This window comes from Neobacillus sp. B24 (genome assembly GCF_055381825.1).
Genome location: NZ_AP035777.1, coordinates 1,779,428 through 1,798,081, shown reverse-complemented (window position 1 = coordinate 1,798,081; position 18,654 = coordinate 1,779,428). Strand labels below are relative to the sequence as shown.

Sequence of the window (18,654 nt, the reverse complement as noted above, 5' to 3'; positions counted from 1 at the left end):
ACCAGTCCTTATGGCAAGAACAAAAAAGCCACAATTCCCTTTATCAGAAAATTGCGGCCCTATTCATTAAACCTGCATTGGTTGAAAAACAATGGTGTCTAAACTCCTTTTACAAATCGGATTTAGCGGGTTTTAACAAGTTCTTTCAAGCTATTTTTGCTGCGTTCCACTAGATTTAAGTGAGTGTCCCTTGCTAATTTCACATATTCCTTTCTCACTTCAAGCCATGCTTTACGGCGCTCACGAGCAAAGGCAATATTAGATTCCGTATTCTTTTCAAAATTTTCTTCCAGCTGTTCGACAATCTGGACAAATGATTTAATTGGTGTTATCGCCAATTTCTCCAGTTGACCGGAAACCTCTTTCAGCTGTTTCTTTAATTCCTCCCGATCATTGGCATTGACTGGGATTGCTTCTTCTTCGGTTTCCTCTTTTCGGGCATTTAACTGATGAACAACCTCTGAAACCACTTCTTTGTTTGTCTTTTTTGTCTGATCATATAATTTGACCAAAGACTTTCTGTATTGCTTATTGAACTTGATCACTTCCCTAATGGCAGTTAGGTAAGCATCCTCGCGGCTTTCACGAAGTTTTTCCGAACGTTTACGGGATTGCTCGTATTGATCCCAAAAAGTTGTGACAAACGAACCCTTTTCTTCCGGAGTTACTTTTTCCTCAACTTCCGGTACCGTTTCCATTTTCTTCTGAGCCATCGTCTTTCCTCCTCCTACTAGTATTGACTTTCTCTATACCATCCCTCTTTTGAAATGAAGGAAAATAGAGCTCTAGGACACTGGTATACATTTTGAAAAATTGATCAAGTATAGATTGATAAGTCTCCAGTTGATTAGCATAGCCCTTTAAGTATGTAATACCAGCTTGGGTAATAGAATATCTTCTTTTTGCCGGCCCTGCCCCGGTTGTATCCCATTCAGAAGAAACAAGCTCATCTTTTTCCAGCTGTCTAAGCATCCTGTATAAATTCCCCTGATCGAGAGTCTTAAATCCGAATGACTCAAGCTTCTGGCTAAGTTCATATCCGTGTAGAGAAACCTTGCTTAGAAGCAATAAAATAAATGGCAGCACAAAATTTTTAGAAGGATTGACTGATTGATTATCTTGGTTTACCATATCTTTATCACCTCACCTATATGTATTTTACACCTATCGGTAATATTTTGTCAATCTTAGAAATAAATATTACTAAAAGTTGGAGTAAAATGTTTACAATTTTATTAACTTGGTTATACACTAATAAAAATGAAAAGGTGGTGTGAAATGGAAAAAGCGAAAAAAAGTAAATCGGGGATTCCTTATTTGCATTTTGGCAGGGGTGAACCATTGGTACTTATCCATGGGTTGGGTGAAGTAAAAGAGGGGTGGCAGCATCAATATGAACTGGCTGATCAATATGAATTAATCATCCCTGATCTCCGTGGACACGGAGAGTGTACTAGAAGCGATGGAATATCCATACCAAACTTCGCTGCTGATGTCATTTCATTATTAAACGAACTCAATATTGAAACCGCTCACATTCTTGGGTTGTCAATGGGTGGAGCCGTTGCACAGGAAATATACCGCCAGTCACCCTCTCTCTGCCGATCTCTTATGTTAGTTAGTACCTTTCACTTTTTTCCGGAAAAACTTAAAGGATTATTATTTGAAAATCGCAAGGCAAAGTTCGATTCTGTCACGGCTTCAGGTAATGAAAAAGAGTATTTGTCCCGGATGGCGCTTTATTCCTGGAACAAGGAAACGGTTGAAAAATTCAACCAACTATTTAAGCCAAAACACGAAACGTTTATAAAATCATTAAAAACCTGTCTTGAAGTCAATAATCGGTCACTGCTGCCAAAGATTACAGTTCCAACACTTATTATCGGAGGACAATATGATTCTGTGCTTCCAGTTTGGATTCAAGCCTGCATGCATAAGCTGATACCGCACTCTGAGTTTATTATTATGAGGAATACCGGTCATCTCGCCAAACTAGAGGCAAAAGACCGGTTCAACACCCTGCTGCGTAGATTCCTCGACCAACACCAATGTGCTGGATAATTATTTATTATCGGGAAGACAGGGCCCCCACCTTAATCTTCCCGTTAATAATTTATTCAAGTGCCGACTTGTTTATACGAGGACTTCCTTACTTTGGTGCGAACGTGTTGATAGCCATGGATCCATAATCTCGGCAAAGGTACCTGTTACCACCAGCGAAACATGGCCGCCTTCATATACCTCATATGTCTTATCCTCGCTTGAAACAAGGTCCATAATCGGCAGACTTTGCTTCTCGGCTACCAGGGTGTCACGAGAACAAGAGAATACGAACAATGGACATTTGATATTCTTTAAATCTACTTTTCTGCTGCCTATCATCAATTCGCCTTTTAAAAGTTTGTTCTCCTTATACAGATCATTAAATAACTGCTTGAAGGCAGCACCAGCAAATGACTGTGAATCCTTCGTCCATTTGTCCATCCGGCGCCATTTTTCAACATATTTCTCATCATGGGCCCGGTTAAACAAATTAACATACTTCGTTCCTTCTAGTGGTGTAATCAATTTAAACATCAAATAAAGGAACGCCGAAGGTAGTGTTTCATAGGCATTGGCGAAACGGTCAAAGCTAATCTCTCCCTTTTGAAATCCTTCAAGCCATTTTTGCGGCACAGTCGAAACACTAAAATCGATTGGGACTGCAGCCAGTACCAAATTTTTTATAGGGAGGTCTGTAATCGAAGCAACCATGGCTGCCATCGCCCCTCCGTAACAATAACCCATCAACGAGATTTCTTTTGCTTTAGAGTGCCTAATTGCACGTCTAAGGGCCGTTTCCAAATAATCAACAATATAATTATCGAGGGTAATATCAGCATCCTCCAGACCTGGGGTACCAAAATCAAGAAGGTACACATCATAGCCCCGGTCAACAAGGCCCCCGACTACACTGCTCCCCTCACCAACATCCAAAATGTACGTCTTATTCAATAATGAATATACCAGGAATACCGGGATGTCATACTTTTTTTCCTTGGCGGGATGATACCAAAGCGTCCCTTTATTTTTCTTCCACACCACTTCCCTCGGTGTAGGTTTGATATCCGGCTTAGGCTCGGTCATAACTTTATAAAGCTGATTCCATCTTTTCGTTTCTTTTTCTAAATTTAATTGCGGCAGAAAGCTTTTGGCTGATACTCTATTACTCATTGTCATATCCCCCTTTCATGTCAGTTAGAAGTGCCAGCCCCGGGTAGAACTAACTCTTTTTCCTTTTTTGTTTTTTTCTCTTTCTCTTTCTCACTCTCTTTGCCAACCATTTCCTTAAAGGCCGCTAGTTCTTGTTTGATGTCATCCAACTGGGCAAGCTCTTTCCTCATCTCTTGGAGGTTTACTTGCATAATCTTCAGATCAACCATCCCTTGGCGCAATTCATGAAAATCGGCACTTATTTTTTTGGTTTCTTGTAGTTCTAATCTGGTTTCTTGTAATTCAGTTTTCATCTGATTGACAGTGTCTACAACGTTTTGCAGGAAAGATAAATTCTCCTTGCTCCATTCCGCTAAACCGTCTTGCAAACTCCATATTAACTCTTCTAAACTATCAATTTTTTCCTCTGCCTGTATCGACCGCTTCGCAGCATTGGTGACATCCTTTTTGGTAGGAATATTCATAACGGCCGCGATAAGCTCCTGATTTCTTTTTAATTGCTCGACATATCGTGAATGAAGGTCAAGTCCCAAATTTGCTGTACGGACAAATTCTTTGTTATCAGTCAGCTTAAATAAGAGACCCATTAATTGCTTTTCCCACATTTCCCCTATCAGCTTATAACCCATTAATGGGTCAAATGATTTGTCATTACTCATGTTGATTGCACCCCTTGTTTATGATTTGGTAAGCTCTTCAGACTTTTCCAGATATTTATTTAGCGGGAATATCATTGTTTTAATCTGTCTGGAAACCAAATTGACCAGCCCTTTTTGATTTTCATAAATCAGATTCCCTGCTTGTTTCACCGTTTTTAAGTATTGTGATCTAAATTTTTTCCTGAGGAGGATGTATTGGTTAATCATTTCAAAATACTTTTCCGCTCCCTGGTGATTCATGACATTTTGACAAGGAGTCTTTAGACTCGAAAGAGTCCTCTCCTGAATCTTATCAATTTGCTGATTGATTTCCTCATAAGATTTTATCGGGAAAAAGTGTGCCAGGCTGGTGGTGGACATTAAAAATTCTTCACGGGCGGTCCGTTCCCATACAGAAAACTCTTTGCTAAACTTCTCGGAAATCTGTTTCAAATTCGCCTGATTCCGTTCAATTCCTTCTGCAAAAATCTTCGCCTCTGTCAAGAATGCATCATCGCGAAAATCAGCGGCTTTCGCCCATTCATCTAATTCTCCAAAAGCAAGACGCCACAATAAATCAAGGCTTGAAAGCTGTTCCTGATTGATTTCTTCTGCTGCTATTTCCTGTTGGTCCAAGTTTTCTTCTGCTTCTGGAGCATTAGGCCTTTCTTCTGATTGATCTGCTGCTGTTAATTCTACATTTTCTCTTTCTGTCGATTGCTCCGGTGCTTCCGCTTGTTTTTTTCGCTTTGGTTGTTTTTCAGATTCCTTTTTTTCCATGTTAATCTCTCCTTTTGAAGAGTTTTTTAAATTATAACAAATTTTAGAATTGTCTGTTAGGAATTTAGTCAAATTTTGACATGCGATTTGTTAATGTTCACAGAAAATTCGATAATTTGATTTATATACAGCCCTATCGAAATAGGGCTGTGGTTCCTATAATCCCTTATAGGCTTGGCGATATATTTCGGCAAGTTCAGTCACTAGCGGCATCTTTGGATTGGCGATTGTATCCTGGTCATCAAATGCGCGCTCGGCAAGGTCATTCATTTTCCCTTCAAAATCTTCTTGATTTACCCCGTATTCTTTTATGGACAGCGGCATTTCCAATTCTTTGGCCAGTTTTATCACGGCTCCAATTAAACTTTCTACCCCCTCTTCAGTCGTACTTGCAGGCAGTCCAAGCATTTTGGCAATTTCAGCGTACCGCTCATCTGCAATAAAGCGCTCATACTTAGGGAAGGTCATAAACTTATTGGGCTTCATCGCGTTGTAGCGAATGACATATGGCAGCATAATACTGTTAGCCCGTCCGTGCGGGATATTAAACTGGGCACCAAGCACATGGGCAAGGCTATGATTGATTCCCAGGAAGGCGTTCCCGAATGCCATTCCTGCTATCGTTGCGGCATTATGCATTTTTTCACGGGCGAGTTCATCACTTCCATCCCGATATGCTCTTGGCAAATATTCAAAAACAAGCTGACTAGCTTTCATGGCCAGTCCGTCCGTATAATCATTTGCCAAAACGGAGACATATGACTCGATCGCGTGTGTAAGCACATCCATGCCAGTATCAGCCGTCACATGTTTCGGAACGGTCAAGGCAAACTGGGGATCGACAATGGCCACGTCGGGTGTAAGCTGGGCATCGACTAATGGATATTTTATATTGCCATTTTTGTCAGAGATGACAGAGGCAGATGTAACCTCTGAGCCTGTGCCTGATGTTGTTGGAATCGCAATGAAATTCGCTTTACTGCGAAGTGCCGGAAACTTTACAACCCTCTTGCTTGGGTCAAAGAACTTCTGAGTCAGGCTCTTGAAATCTGTATCAGGATGTTCATAGAATAACCACATCGCTTTTGCCGCGTCCATGACCGAGCCGCCGCCAAGGGCAATAATGAAGTCCGGCTGGAACTTTCTCATCCTTTCAGCCCCTGCCATGACTGTATCGATGCTTGGTTCTTGTTCAATATCCCAAAAAACATCACAAAGAACATTGTTAGTATTCTTTTTTAAATAATATTGAACTTTATCGACATAACCGTTCGAAAGCGCACTTCCGCTTGTAACGATAAACGCTCTCGAGATTTTCGGAATCGCTGCGAGCATTTGAATCGAGTTTTTCTCAAAAAATATTTGCGATGGTACCTTAAACCACTGGGTCATGGTTCTTCTTTTCGGTACTTTTTTAATATTCAACAGGTTTGCTGCCCCAACATTCTGTGACACTGAGTTCCCTCCATATGTTCCGCACCCGATGGTTAGTGACGGTAACGAAGTGTTATAGACATCCCCCATGGCCCCATGTGTAGTCGGTGCATTAACCATGATTCTGCCCGCTTTCATTCTTACAGCAAAGCTGTCGATAACATCCTTGTCTTCGGTATGGATAGCTGCCGAATGGCCCAGCCCTCCGTATTCGAGCGTTTGTTCACAAACTAGCAGCCCTTCTGCAAAACTGCTCACCTTGTAACAGGCAAGGATCGGACTTAATTTTTCGCATGAAAGGAGATACTTCGGTCCGACACCCTCGATTTCTGCAACTAGTATCTTTGTATTGACCGGAACATTGACACCGGCCATTTTCGCAATCATATAGGCCGGAAGACCGACAATCATTGGATTCAACGCTGCATGTTTAGAGTCAATGACAACCTGTTCCACCAGATGCCGTTCCTCGTCATTTAAGAAATAGCAATTATTGGAGATAAATTCGTTTCGTACCTCATCATAAATTTCCTGATCAATGACAAGAGCTTGTTCGGAGGCGCAGATCATGCCGTTGTCAAAGGTTTTTGACAGGATAATATCATTGACAGCCCGCTTAATATTTGCACTTTTTTCAATATAAGCAGGAACATTACCGGCACCGACACCCAGTGCAGGTTTTCCGGAACTATAAGCAGCCTTTACTAGATTCGGACCACCCGTTGCCAAAATAAGTGAAACCTTCGGGTGTATCATTAAAGCTTGAAACGCTTCGTGTGAAGGGGTTTCAATCCACTGGATACAGTTCTCTGGTGCCCCGGCCTTCAATGCCGCATCCCGCAAGAGCTGGGCTGCAATAGTACAGCATTTTTGTGCATATCGGGGAAACGCAAAGATGATTGGATTGCGGGTTTTTAGTGAAATTAGCGATTTAAAAATGACCGTAGAAGTCGGATTTGTAATTGGAATGATACCCGCAATCACTCCGACCGGTTCTGCCATTTCCACCATCTCTTCATTTTCGTTTTCACTGATCACCCCTACAGTTTTCATATCCCTGATATTGTTGTAAATCATCTCGGTAGCAAACATATTTTTGAAGACTTTATCTTCATAAACCCCTCTTTGGGTTTCTTTTATGGCGAGTTTCGCCAAGTATCTGTGATTTTCAAGCGCAGTCAATGCCATTTGTTTGACAATTTCATCAACCATTTCTTGACTAAACACGCGGAATTCGTTTAACGCCTTGGCAGCATTACCTGCCAACACATCAATCATCTCAGCAATTTGCTGCTTCTCCTGAACCACTTTTTCTTTTACAGCCATTTTTATATTCCCTCCAGAAATATAGATTTGAGCTTTCCTTGCGCTTCTGGAAAAAATATATCATGTCAGATTTTCGAATATTGTCGAATCTTGCGCAAAAATGAATGAATACCCATTCATTTTTCAAAAGTTCACAAAAAATTCAAATGTTGCATGCACCAATAAAAAAAGCCATAAACCCTATTGGAATAGAGTTTATGGCTCGGAATAATAATCAGCCTGTATTCCTTAACCCTGCGGAAATCCCGCTAATGGTCAGTAATACTTCCATTAATAGTTCTTCACTGAGCTCATCTTGTTTTCGCAGCTCGCTGATTAGCTCAACTTGCAAGAAATTTAACGGATCAACATAAGGGTTCCGTCTAAATACCGATTCCTTAATATTCGGTGTATGGTCAAGCAACTCTTGATCCTCCGTGATTTTTAGCAGGATGGCTTTTGTACGCTCATACTCTTCAAGAATATTTGAAAAAATTCTTTCGCCCATTACTTTATCGTCAACCAGTAATAAATACTCCTTTGCGGTTGGAATATCGGCTTTCATTAAGGCCATTTGCAAGTTATCAATGGTCGATTGGAAGAATGGCCAATTTTGATACATTTGCCGGAGCAGCTTCAAATTCTGCTCACCCTTGACTGCAAATGTCTCGAGTCCAGTCCCTGCAGCATACCAGCCTGGAAGCAGCTGACGGCTTTGTGTCCATGCGAACACCCAAGGTATCGCTCGCAAGTCCTCAAATCTTCCTTTATTCTTACGGCTCATCGGCCTTGAGCCAATGTTTAATTCAGCCAATTCCTTTAATGGGGTTGCCTGATGGAAGTAGCTAAGAAAATCTGGGTTTTCGAAGACTAGAGACTGATATTTGGCCAGTGCGGCATCAGAAATTTCCTCAATTGCAATTTCCCACTCTTTTTCTCGAACTTGCCCCAAAATGGCAGCCTTTGATACTCGAGCAGAAGCTAACAGAAACGTGGAGGTTGCCTGTTCCAGACTTCGGTATGCAATATCCTCAAGCAGATAGCGTGATGATAAGACTTCTCCTTGTTCGGTAATTTTCACTCCGTCACCAATGGTCTCCGCTGGCTGGGATAGAAGGCTTCTATGTAACGGCCCGCCGCCCCGGCCTAATGAACCGCCTCGGCCATGGAAAAATTTCAAGCGAATCTGATAACGCTTTGCCATTTCGTGAATTTCAATCTGGGCGTTATAAAGTTTCCAGTTTGCAGTTAATGTCCCACCGTCTTTACTTCCATCTGAATAGCCGAGCATAATTTCCTGATGGTCACCGAGTACAGTCAGATGTTGCCGATACACTGGCATATTGAAAAGTGTTTCCATAATTTTTGGACCTGACGTTAAATCGTCAATTGTTTCTAGAAGCGGTGCCACATTTAAATGGCTCTCCAATTTCCCATCAGCATGAAGACGATATAGCCCGGCCTCTTTCGCTAGTACAAGTACCTCAAGCAAGTCGCTTGGAGATTTTGTCATACTAACGAGATATACGGATATTGAACGCCGGCCAAATTCTTCATGTGCCTGCTTGATCATCTGAAATACTTTAATCATTTCCTGTGTTTCGGCTGAATAATCCTCATGGAGCAACAATAGCGGCCGCGGGTCACGAAGAATATCTTGTAATATGTTTATCTTTTCATCCTCGGAAAGACCAGGATAATTTTCTGAGATACCAACTTTTTTCAGGATTTCGGTGATCGCTGCCTCGTGTTCACCGCTATGATTACGAATATCAAGTGTAGCCAAGTGAAACCCAAATAATTGGACCTGGCGAATCAGTTTGCGAATAATCCTCAATTCATGTTTGACAGGATGATGTTTTTTTAAGCTTCTGGCAATCATTTCGAGATCTTCTAAGAGCTTATCAGCTGTCCGATAACCCAAATCTGATTTTCCAACGTGTTTTACCCGTTCAATCATGATGGCAAACGCCCGGCGATACACCTCGTTTTGGTTCGGCCATCTTTTGTCTTCTGGTAAAATTCGGGCCTCATATTTCTCAAGAAAAGCAAACAGATCTTCACTGACTTCAACCCGGGTAGTGGAGTGGCTATATCGTTTCATTAAATCAACTAATACGTCTTTATATTTCTTTAATACAAGCCGGCGCTGCCGATTAAGTGTTTCCCATGTCAAATTATGAGTAACATTGGGATTGCCATCACGATCCCCGCCAATCCAAGAACCAAAACTAAGGAAATTAGGAACCACCCATGATACGTTCGGATAATTTTTTTCCAGGCAGTCTGCCACTTCCTGATGAATATCAGGCAAAACATCGAATAGTGTTTGATCAAAATAATAAAGTCCGTTGCGCACTTCATCCATTACAGTTGGTTTGTTATGCCTTAATTCATCCGTCTGCCAGAGTATCGCCACTTCATTAAATAGCCGCTCTTCCAGCTGCTTTTCTTCCCTTCGTGAAAGTAACGGCTGGTCAAGACTTTTCAAAATCCCGGCAATTCGCTGTTGAATTTCAAGAATGGACCGCTTTGTCGCCTCTGTGGGGTGGGCAGTAATCACCAGTTCAAGAGACATAGAATTTATTACGTCTTGGACGATGTCCTCGTGAACATTGTTTTCTTTTAGTAATAGCACTGTTCTCTCAATGGAGCCTGGCTGAGCAATTGAGCCATCTTGAAGAAGGTAGTCTCTTCTTCTGCGAATACGGTGATTTTGTTCTGCGGCATTAATTAAATGGAAATACATAGAAAATGCCCTGATCACTTGTATACGCCTTGGACCGCTTAGGTTGGCTATTTCCTGTTTTAACGCCAAATACGTTTTCTCGTCATAGCGGGTTCGAAGCGATTTTGTCATATGACGGATATTCTCGACTGTATCAAACAGTTCAGTGCCGCCATGATTCTTAAGAACTTCCCCTAACATGTTTCCAAGTAATTTCACATCGCGACGTAATGGAAGATTGCTGTCATTGGTTCTTAGTTCAGTTGCCATTCTCTCACCTTCCCTCAATTTTTTAAATATTACTATAACATATCTTTGGGAAGCATGTTTAGTATTTTATTTCATTACTCTGAAAAAAAGTAAAATGACGAATCTGAAGAGACAGATTCGCCACGATGATTTATGCAATTTTTCACTTTCTCACTAATTCTTCCAGCTTTAACGAAATAGCCTTAGCCATTTCCTTTACGGATTCTGGCAGGTCATTTTCCAATTTCGCATTCAATTTTGAAGCCATTTTTCCGTTTAAGTTGACTTCTAAATACCCGGTTAATTTTGTCTTGCTTACATTAATGGCTTTTGCTTCAAAATATCCTTCTCCGGAGTATCTATCACTTTTTCCAGTTAAGGTAAAACTGATTTTTGTTGGCTCATTCCACTCTTTTATATCTATGATTAAACTAATCTTCTTTTTTAATATGCCGATGTCTGTTTTAAACTCCCACGTGGATTGACGCTCTGTTATTTTTTCATGGTTAATGTAATTAGGAACCAGTGGTGCCCAATTGTCCATATCCTTCACGAAATCCCATATCACATCAATTGGCACATCCAGATCTTCTTGGTGTATTCCGCTTGGCATAACTTCCCTCTTTCCTTTTTCATAGTAAAAGACCCTCTGGGTAGTGAAGGTCTTCTGTAAAGGTATATGATTAGAATATGGTTTGTAGAAGAAGGTTTTTCAATCATCCCTCATTCAAATGCTGTATCAATCGTACATCCATTTTATCATTGATTATTTGAGATTCGTATTTTAAGATAGGAAGATAGATTTGTAAAATTCTGATAGTTAAGCCGGTTGTTGGGGGTTACTGGATTGAAAGTTTTTCGTTATAGCTTATTTTTTACAGGATTAACGTTGTTTGGCTTAGGCAACGCTATTGCCGTAAACGTCAAATTCCTTGGACTACATCCTTGGGAAGTACTGAATGTAGCGCTTTATCAGCATTTTGGTCTAACGATTGGAACATGGGGTGTAGTCTGTGGGTTGGTATTGATTGGGATTTCCTATTTTGCAGCGCGAAGATACATTAACATTGGAACTTTTTTAAACGCCTTGCTCATTGGACCAATTATGGATTTTTTCCTCTGGCTTGACTTCCTGCCAAAAGCAACGAACACCTGGTTGGATTACCTCATTCTGCTTTCCGGTATCGTGATTACAGGAATTGGTGGCGGAATGTATGTTGCTGCAGGAATCGGTGCCGGACCCCGCGATGGCTTTATGCTTTCCATTGCAGACAGGACTCGGTTTTCGGTCAGTCAGGCTCGGATTCTTGTAGAAAGCTTTGTGCTTATTATTGGATTTTTATTAGGCGGGCCGGTTTTTATTGCCACGTTCTTTTATACCTTTATTCAAAGTCCTGTTTTCCAAAGGTCCCTATTGGTATTTAAGCATTTGGTGGTATATTTACAAAGAAAACAGGCGCGGACAAGTGAAGAGATCCCTTTATAAATAAAAACTCGCCAGCGTGCATTTTGGGGCGAGTTTTTATTTATATGGCTTTTAAACGTTCGAGGATAAGCTTTGTATAATATCTTTTCAGTGCTGGCTGCGGCTTTTCCCTCTGGCTGGCCGGCTCATTTACATAGGAAGACAACTTTCCTTCGTAAAGGAATTCTAATGATGGTGATTCCTTAATATCATGTGGTGTAATCAAGGATAAAGGTTTTTGGCGATTAATAGGAACCCCGGATTCCTGCAGCAGATCAGCGACAAAATGCGAGCAAAAGAACGCATTTTTTCTGTTAAACTCCTTGTTTAGCATCACCGCAAATAATCCGATAAAGTTATATTTGTAGGCATGCTTATTTTCCTCCATTACTTTAATCTTGTTTTTTAGCTGGAGGAATTGCTGCTCATTTAGCGTACAGCAAAAAATGGCACAGTCAGCATCACGAAATAATCCACCCCGGATATTTTCCTGGACAAAACCCCCAAAAAACGGATTGCTCGGTTTTTTTCTGCCAAAACTATAGACTTGGCTGAAATGGTCATCGAGTACAATCGAAGCATGGTTAAGTGGTTTTTTTGTATATAATTTTATTAATCTTGTTAAAACCGAACCAGTATCGGTAAGAAGTATATATACCTTCCTAGTCATGATTGCTCCCCCTATTTGCATCTTCCCCTTTTAGTTAAGCTTAAGAATTTTCCAGTTATTATGAAACAATCTTGAGATTGAATTTGCACTAGGTCTCAAGGCTGATAGTTACAATTAATGTAGTATATTTATTTCGCTGTCAACTTGCTATTTTCCTTTTTAAAACAAAAAGCCACTATCATAAAAATAGTGACTATGGCTGCCAAACAATAAATTAGTTAAGCCCATACCTCGTTTAGGATATCCCTGAATAATTCATCCAACAGCGGAGTGATGTCTTGTTTTACGACTGAAAGAGTCTTGGTGTAGTCCTCCAGACGAATGATTTCCCTTTCCAAAAAATCATTGATGACGGTAATCTTGGGTTCGAGATTTAGTTCATCCCCATTGATTTTCCTATTTAATAATGTGAGTATTTCCTGTTTCAACTGCCCGTCCTCAAGAATATCGTTAACTAATGCCTGAAACTCAATCGGTGGAAAACTGTTGTATTTTTCAATCCAGTTGCAGGCTAGAATTGGCCGCAAGACATAGAAATACTTCTTAATTTTAACATGTTCGGTTTGCAGGTAGTCCCGATAATTCCCTTTGGCCATATTTAAATAATGATACAATGCGGATTGAGGTAAAAATACCTCATTTTGAATCGAAAGCATTTTGTCTACCAAAGAAAAAGCCCGATAATATACAATGCCGGAATGAAGCCATTCCATCAGCGGCGGATTGGACTTCTTAAACAGCCTAAGTGCTTTTCGCAATTCCCAGCCGTTTATATCCAGTAAATCGTTAATAGGAAGCTCAATAACTTCCCGTCTTTGCTCAATCGATAAATACCACTCAGGTTTATGAACATAAATGAACCGAACATCATAATCGCTGTCCTTTGAAGGAAATCCCCATGCCCTGCTCCCGGACTCCACGGCAAAGCAAATTTTCACCTCATGGTCCACTTCAATATTCCTTATCTCCTCAATAATTTTTTCCCTCATCACAAATTCACTCCTTACTACAAGGATACACGTCCCAAATCAACCATTGATTCCATAATAATGGAAATTAACATCAGGTAAAAAGCGGTAGTGAAGATAGTTTCATAAAGGCCAAGAAGCCCTATCCAATTTGGATAGGGCTTCTTATAGCCATAGGCAGTTAGTTAATAATCAATTAGCTGATCTTTTTTAGTTGCTCCGTTAGTTGTAGGAAAAGTTCTTTATTTCCCTCAAGTAATGTTTGGTCGATTTCCTTGCGGATTTTCTCCCTTTTAAATTCTAGAAGGGCATTGTTTAAGAACATCTCTGCAATAACAGCATCTGTGTTTTCATCCGAATGTTGTGGTGAGTTAAGTAATTTTCTCTCCATGGAAATCAACTCCTTAAGCTTTTTATCATTATACAGTCAGTTTTCGAAAAATTCAAACACTTTATGCTGGAAATTCAAAAATTTTTGAAAACAAAAAAGGGTGTCAGGCACCACCTGTGGACATTTGTCCGTCTATGGTGGACACCCAAACCCTTGTTAATGAATTTGGCTTTCAAATAATGCGTTTCGCTGATTGAATTTGGTAATGAGTTTTAACAACAGTACATTCCCAATTAAAAATCCGGCACCGATCAGCAGCAAAATGAGCGGGCTTAAGAAGAAGAATCCACTTGCCTGGCTGACGATGATGCCAACGACAGGCAGTACCATCAAACCACCAAATTGCTGTGCCTCTTGAAACGATTTTACTCTTGCTGATACTAAAACATTCAGGACAATGTTGAATAGTACTAAGGTTGGTATCACCCAAAACATTAATATCAGCCAGTTTGCATTGAAAAATAATACCTCTTTAAAAAACGGATAAGCAATAATATTTACAATCAGCGCATTAACCAAAAAGGCAGCAAAGGTAATCACTACAGATGGAATGAGTGAGGCAATAACCTTACCCACAAATAATTCAGCAACTGAAATAGGAGCAAACAATAATGTTTCCAATGTGTTTCTCTCTTTCTCCCCAGCAAAGCTGTTAGAAGAGGTAACCATCGAATTGATGATGGCAACAATCAAGAAAAATGGGATCATCATAAAATTTAAGAAATAATAAATCGATTTCATCCCCAGCGTTGGCAATGCCACCAATGTATCCCGCAGATCCGAATTAGGAAAACTTTGAATAAAGACATTAATTGGTTTCTCCAAATCTTTGGCGCTTTCATCGGCCATGATGCCCGTATGGAGACCTAGGTATGTAAAGATAGCCGGAAACAGGATGCACAATAATAACGGGAGAATGATCATTGGCAACCACACCTTTTTTGAGGAGAACGTCGCTTTTAAATCCTTTCTGGCTATGGCCGAGATAATTTGCTTATTCATGACTCTCACCTCGTATTTTGAAATAAAGGGCTTCCAGACTTCTATTTGTGATTTCACAGGAATGAATCCAGGATTCATTTAAAATCCCTTTAAGCAGCCTGGTAATCTCCGTTTTGCCGTTCAAGGTGAATTCAAGCTGTGTTGGACCTTTCCTTTTGTAAGGGAACCCTAGAAATACATTAGGATCAGCTGTTTGCAGTCCTGTTTCAACTAACAGTTTAATTTCAGACAAATATTTGTCCTCCAGTTCCCTTCTTGTTCCCTTTTCAATTATTTTGCCTTCCTTTAAAAACAGGAAGGAGTCACATATCGTTTCAAGCTGATGAAGCACATGCGAACAAATGACAATGGTTACCTTTTCTTCTTCATTCACCTGTTTTAAATAATGAATCACATCATTTATCCCTTCAGGGTCCAGGCCATTTGTTGGCTCATCGAGAAACAAGAGCCTTGGCTTATGCAGCAGTGCCTTAGCTAAAGTTATTCGCTTTTTCATCCCTGTAGAAAATGTACCAACTAATTGATCCTTCTTATCAAACATTTCGAATTGTTCCAGTAACTGTCGAATGCGCTTAGGATCGTAAGCAGAATAAACTTTTGAAAAAAACACCAGGTTGTACCACGCACTCATGTCATGATAAAGTGCGGCACTCTCTGTCACAATTCCTGCCCTCTTTCTGATTTCATCCCCATGCGTTTTTGGGTCGTAATTCATCACCTTCATGGAACCGCCTGTCGCATCAATCACTCCATTTAACAAACGAATCATCGTCGTCTTGCCGGCACCATTCGGCCCTAGCAGTCCATTTATACTTCCCTCACGAATAGTAAAAGACACATCACTTAGTATTGACCGCCCCGCAAACGCCTTCTCCACACCCAACACCTCAATGATATCCACCCTGCACTCCCCCTATTGTGTCCACCACAGGTGAACATTTCGCCAATATTCACCATTTTAGTTTAATTTTATCAGATTTCCCCCAGACAAGTAGTGTATTTTCTTAAAGTTTTTAGATTTAATAGGTAATATGTACCAGTTCCAGTTTTTTTTCGGGTGTAAGGTGTTAAATTTGGGGGAACATTAAATTCTATCTATCTAGTGCTCATGAGGAGGAAGGCTTGATGACAACTGTCCTTGCTGATTTTAAAGCGGTAAATAACATGGATGTCTATTATGAATTTTATCCTAATCAAACAGCAGACAAAACGTTTGTCCTGCTGCATGGATTTCTCTCATCCACCTTCACCTTTCGCCATTTAATTTCTTTATTGAAACGTGATTATCAGGTTCTGTCTGTGGACCTGCCCCCGTTCGGAAAAAGTGCAAAATGCAGCACCTACGAGTATTCCTACAAGAATTTGGCCCAAACCGTCATTGGACTAATCGAGTCGCTGGGATTAAAAAAGATGATATTTATCGGGCATTCCATGGGCGGGCAAATCGTCTTGAATATTCTCCACTTACGACAGGAGCTTGCGGAAAAAGCCATTCTGCTTTGCAGCTCAGCTTACCTGAAACGAGCGAAGCTTCCGCTGATCCTGTCAAGCTATCTTCCCTATTTTCACCGTTTCGTGAAATACTACTTTGCCCGAACAGGCGTGGAAAAGAATCTACAATCGGCACTTTATAATCACTCTATTATTAATGAAGAAATGATTAACGGTTATCTTCAGCCGTTCTTGCAGGATGAAATATTTGTTGCACTTACTAGGATGATTCGAGACCGCGAGGGTGATCTGCCTCCAGATGTACTAAAGCAAATACAGACTCCCTGCCTGCTGATTTGGGGAGATCACGATAAATCGGTGCCGCTAAAGATTGGCGAAAAATTAAATCAAGATTTGTCCAATTCGGAGCTCATTATATTAAAAGAGACCGGTCATGCCCTCCCTGAAGAACGGCCAACGGAGGTTTATGAGTTTATCAAAGGATTTCTGGGAAAATGTCACGCTTTATCCCAATAAAATATTTAAACGATACCCTAACATCGGCACTCAACAAAAAGGATGCCTCCCGGGCATCCTTTTAAAGCTTCATAGGTATTCTATTTAAACCAGCCTTTTTCTTTCGATTGTGTGATCGCTTCAATCCGATTTTTAACCTCAAGTTTATCGAGAATAATCGAGATATAGTTACGGACTGTTCCGGTTTTAATGCTAAGTTCTTCGGCAATTTCTTTCGTATTCTTACCGTCTGCCACCAATTCTAGCACTTCCCTTTCCCGATCTGTAAGAGGATTTTCTTCCGAATAAACATCATCCATTAATTCAGGGGCATAGATGCGCCGGCCTGCCATGACACTTCTAATGGAACTGGCCAATTCTTCACTGGGACTGTCCTTTAACAAGTAACCGCTGACGCCGGCCTTCAAGGCCCGTTGAAAATAGCCGGAACGGGCAAATGTGGTTAAAATGATTACCTTGCAGTCTAATCCCTTTAACTCTTCTGCAGCGTCTAGTCCGCTTTTTCCAGGCATTTCAATGTCCATAATGCAAACGTCAGGCTTCAGGCTTTTCACAAGCTTGACAGCCTCTTCTCCATTTGCTGCCTTCCCGACCACTTCCATATCGTCTTCCAAACTTAGCAAGGAACCAAAAGCACCTAAAAGCATCTTCTGGTCCTCGGCAATGACAATCTTAATCATTTCCAATCCCTCTTTCCTGACGAGGTGTCACTACATCCGGCACTTTAATGATTAATTCTGTTCCTTTACTTGTTTCCACGTCCAAACTTCCATTAATAAATTCAAGCCGCTCTTTAATACCGAGCAATCCATGGCCCTCGTTCAAACGACCTGACGTCTCCTTAAATACTCCATCATCCTTTATCACCATGACAATTTCATCGCTGATTTGCCTTATGGAAATAAAGCAGGTTTTCGCTCCGCTGTGCTTAACAACATTATTCACAGCCTCTTTTAAACACATGCTTAATATATTTTCGGTAAACGGCGAGACATTCGACGGTGAAAAATCTCCGCTGCAGACTATATCAATCTGAGCAACTTTAAGGATTTCCTTTACTCGCCCAATCTCATCTTTTAAGCGAATTCCCCGCATTGAGGAAACCATTTTTCTTACCTCGCTTAGCGCCGTCCGGGCTGTTTGCTGAACATCCTTCAATTCACTCTTGGCCTGCTCGGGATCCTTAGTAATTAGTCTTCTAGCCAAGTCAGATTTTAACCCAATAAGGGAGAGCTTTTGCCCAAGTGTATCATGAAGATCGCGGGCAATCCGCTGCCGCTCTTCTATTTTCACCAGTTCGGAAATCCGTTTGTTGGCATCCTCGAGCTTTTCTTCAAGTTGGCCACGTTCTTTCCGATTATAGATACTAAACGGGAGCAAAATGATGCTGACCCAAACAATTACAACAAACGGCAATTGCTGCAAAAATAATTTCTCATTCATGACAATACTGAAATTAATCGAAATGGTAGTACTTAATAAATGAATAAAATACAGAGTAAAAAAAGCAACCCGGTCTTTTATATTGCCAAGAAAGTAAGCTAAGAAAAAGGCAAAATAGACATAGCTAAAAACGCTTGTGGCCGTAATCGATATTCCGATTAAGATTAATGTCCAGACATAAACAAGCCAGCCTTTTGAAATAAACGCGATACGATAAAGGATAAAGAACGCTAATGTGAGTAATATTCCCACGACAATCTGCGCCGTTGTGGGAGCCTGGAAAATAAAATAAAACGGCAAAATACAAAGAATCGTCCAAATGTACGGGGCGATTCCATTATTTTTTTGAAATGTTAAATACCTTTTGATCATGTTTGGTACCTCTTTTTTCGCATAAATC

18 protein-coding genes are annotated in these 18,654 nt (G+C 40.6%); 3 read left to right on the top strand and 15 right to left on the bottom strand.

Annotated features, from left to right (window positions below):
- Positions 1–122 precede the first annotated feature (122 nt).
- On the bottom strand, positions 123–713 hold the full coding sequence (locus ACZ43M_RS08990) for a hypothetical protein (protein ID WP_464507066.1): 591 nt from the start codon (positions 711–713) through the stop codon (positions 123–125).
- The gene (gene phaQ / locus ACZ43M_RS08985) at positions 676–1,131 is read right to left on the bottom strand and encodes a poly-beta-hydroxybutyrate-responsive repressor (RefSeq protein WP_464507065.1); all 456 of its coding nucleotides are present in this window, start codon (positions 1,129–1,131) and stop codon (positions 676–678) included. The genes ACZ43M_RS08990 and phaQ overlap by 38 nt, the downstream gene beginning before the upstream one ends.
- A 147-nt stretch (positions 1,132–1,278) precedes the next feature.
- On the opposite strand from phaQ, the gene ACZ43M_RS08980 reads away from it, so the two are divergent.
- Positions 1,279–2,061 (top strand): alpha/beta fold hydrolase, encoded by a 783-nt coding sequence (locus ACZ43M_RS08980; protein ID WP_464507064.1) that lies wholly within the window; start codon positions 1,279–1,281, stop codon positions 2,059–2,061.
- Positions 2,062–2,133: 72 nt separating this feature from the next.
- On the opposite strand, the gene ACZ43M_RS08975 is transcribed toward ACZ43M_RS08980, so the two are convergent.
- From ACZ43M_RS08975 to ACZ43M_RS08950, 6 genes are all read right to left on the bottom strand, one after another.
- Entirely contained in the window at positions 2,134–3,213 is a 1,080-nt protein-coding gene (locus tag ACZ43M_RS08975) for an alpha/beta fold hydrolase (protein ID WP_464507063.1), read from the bottom strand.
- Between the two features lie 20 nt (positions 3,214–3,233).
- Positions 3,234–3,872 carry a hypothetical protein gene (locus tag ACZ43M_RS08970; RefSeq protein ID WP_464507062.1) on the bottom strand — a complete coding sequence of 213 codons (639 nt, stop codon included), beginning with the start codon at positions 3,870–3,872 and terminating at the stop codon, positions 3,234–3,236.
- Between the two features lie 18 nt (positions 3,873–3,890).
- Positions 3,891–4,631 (bottom strand): hypothetical protein, encoded by a 741-nt coding sequence (locus ACZ43M_RS08965; protein ID WP_464507061.1) that lies wholly within the window; start codon positions 4,629–4,631, stop codon positions 3,891–3,893.
- 156 nt (positions 4,632–4,787) lie between these two features.
- Positions 4,788–7,391 carry a bifunctional acetaldehyde-CoA/alcohol dehydrogenase gene (adhE, locus tag ACZ43M_RS08960; RefSeq protein WP_464507060.1) on the bottom strand — a complete coding sequence of 868 codons (2,604 nt, stop codon included), beginning with the start codon at positions 7,389–7,391 and terminating at the stop codon, positions 4,788–4,790.
- A gap of 214 nt (positions 7,392–7,605) precedes the next feature.
- Positions 7,606–10,368 carry a phosphoenolpyruvate carboxylase gene (ppc, locus tag ACZ43M_RS08955; RefSeq protein ID WP_464507059.1) on the bottom strand — a complete coding sequence of 921 codons (2,763 nt, stop codon included), beginning with the start codon at positions 10,366–10,368 and terminating at the stop codon, positions 7,606–7,608.
- Between the two features lie 142 nt (positions 10,369–10,510).
- Positions 10,511–10,960, bottom strand: coding sequence for a CoxG family protein (locus tag ACZ43M_RS08950; protein ID WP_464507058.1), 450 nt, complete (start codon positions 10,958–10,960; stop codon positions 10,511–10,513).
- A gap of 234 nt (positions 10,961–11,194) precedes the next feature.
- Between ACZ43M_RS08950 and ACZ43M_RS08945 the strand changes: the two genes are divergently transcribed.
- The gene (locus ACZ43M_RS08945; RefSeq protein WP_464507057.1) at positions 11,195–11,833 is read left to right on the top strand and encodes a YczE/YyaS/YitT family protein; all 639 of its coding nucleotides are present in this window, start codon (positions 11,195–11,197) and stop codon (positions 11,831–11,833) included.
- Between the two features lie 40 nt (positions 11,834–11,873).
- On the opposite strand, the gene ACZ43M_RS08940 is transcribed toward ACZ43M_RS08945, so the two are convergent.
- The 5 genes from ACZ43M_RS08940 to ACZ43M_RS08920 all read right to left on the bottom strand — a co-directional run bounded on the left by ACZ43M_RS08940 (position 11,874) and on the right by ACZ43M_RS08920 (position 15,744).
- On the bottom strand, positions 11,874–12,482 hold the full coding sequence (locus ACZ43M_RS08940) for a hypothetical protein (protein ID WP_464507056.1): 609 nt from the start codon (positions 12,480–12,482) through the stop codon (positions 11,874–11,876).
- Positions 12,483–12,700: 218 nt separating this feature from the next.
- Complete coding sequence (locus tag ACZ43M_RS08935; RefSeq protein WP_464507055.1) at positions 12,701–13,471, bottom strand: nucleotidyltransferase domain-containing protein; 771 nt, start codon at positions 13,469–13,471, stop codon at positions 12,701–12,703.
- Between the two features lie 175 nt (positions 13,472–13,646).
- On the bottom strand, positions 13,647–13,841 hold the full coding sequence (locus tag ACZ43M_RS08930; protein ID WP_464507054.1) for an IDEAL domain-containing protein: 195 nt from the start codon (positions 13,839–13,841) through the stop codon (positions 13,647–13,649).
- A gap of 156 nt (positions 13,842–13,997) precedes the next feature.
- Entirely contained in the window at positions 13,998–14,843 is an 846-nt protein-coding gene (locus ACZ43M_RS08925) for an ABC transporter permease subunit (RefSeq protein ID WP_464507053.1), read from the bottom strand.
- Positions 14,836–15,744 carry an ABC transporter ATP-binding protein gene (locus ACZ43M_RS08920; protein ID WP_464507052.1) on the bottom strand — a complete coding sequence of 303 codons (909 nt, stop codon included), beginning with the start codon at positions 15,742–15,744 and terminating at the stop codon, positions 14,836–14,838. Before ACZ43M_RS08920 ends, ACZ43M_RS08925 begins: the two co-directional genes overlap by 8 nt.
- Positions 15,745–15,968: 224 nt before the next feature.
- Here ACZ43M_RS08920 and ACZ43M_RS08915 point away from each other — a divergent pair, with 224 nt between their 5' ends.
- Entirely contained in the window at positions 15,969–16,811 is an 843-nt protein-coding gene (locus tag ACZ43M_RS08915; RefSeq protein WP_464507051.1) for an alpha/beta fold hydrolase, read from the top strand.
- A gap of 80 nt (positions 16,812–16,891) precedes the next feature.
- Here ACZ43M_RS08915 and ACZ43M_RS08910 read toward each other — a convergent pair whose 3' ends face one another.
- Both ACZ43M_RS08910 and ACZ43M_RS08905 read right to left on the bottom strand, forming a co-directional pair.
- Positions 16,892–17,491 (bottom strand): response regulator, encoded by a 600-nt coding sequence (locus tag ACZ43M_RS08910; protein ID WP_464507050.1) that lies wholly within the window; start codon positions 17,489–17,491, stop codon positions 16,892–16,894.
- Positions 17,484–18,626: a sensor histidine kinase gene (locus ACZ43M_RS08905; RefSeq protein WP_464507049.1), complete on the bottom strand. Its 1,143-nt coding sequence runs from the start codon at positions 18,624–18,626 to the stop codon at positions 17,484–17,486. The genes ACZ43M_RS08910 and ACZ43M_RS08905 overlap by 8 nt, the downstream gene beginning before the upstream one ends.
- Between the last annotated feature and the right edge of the window lie 28 nt (positions 18,627–18,654).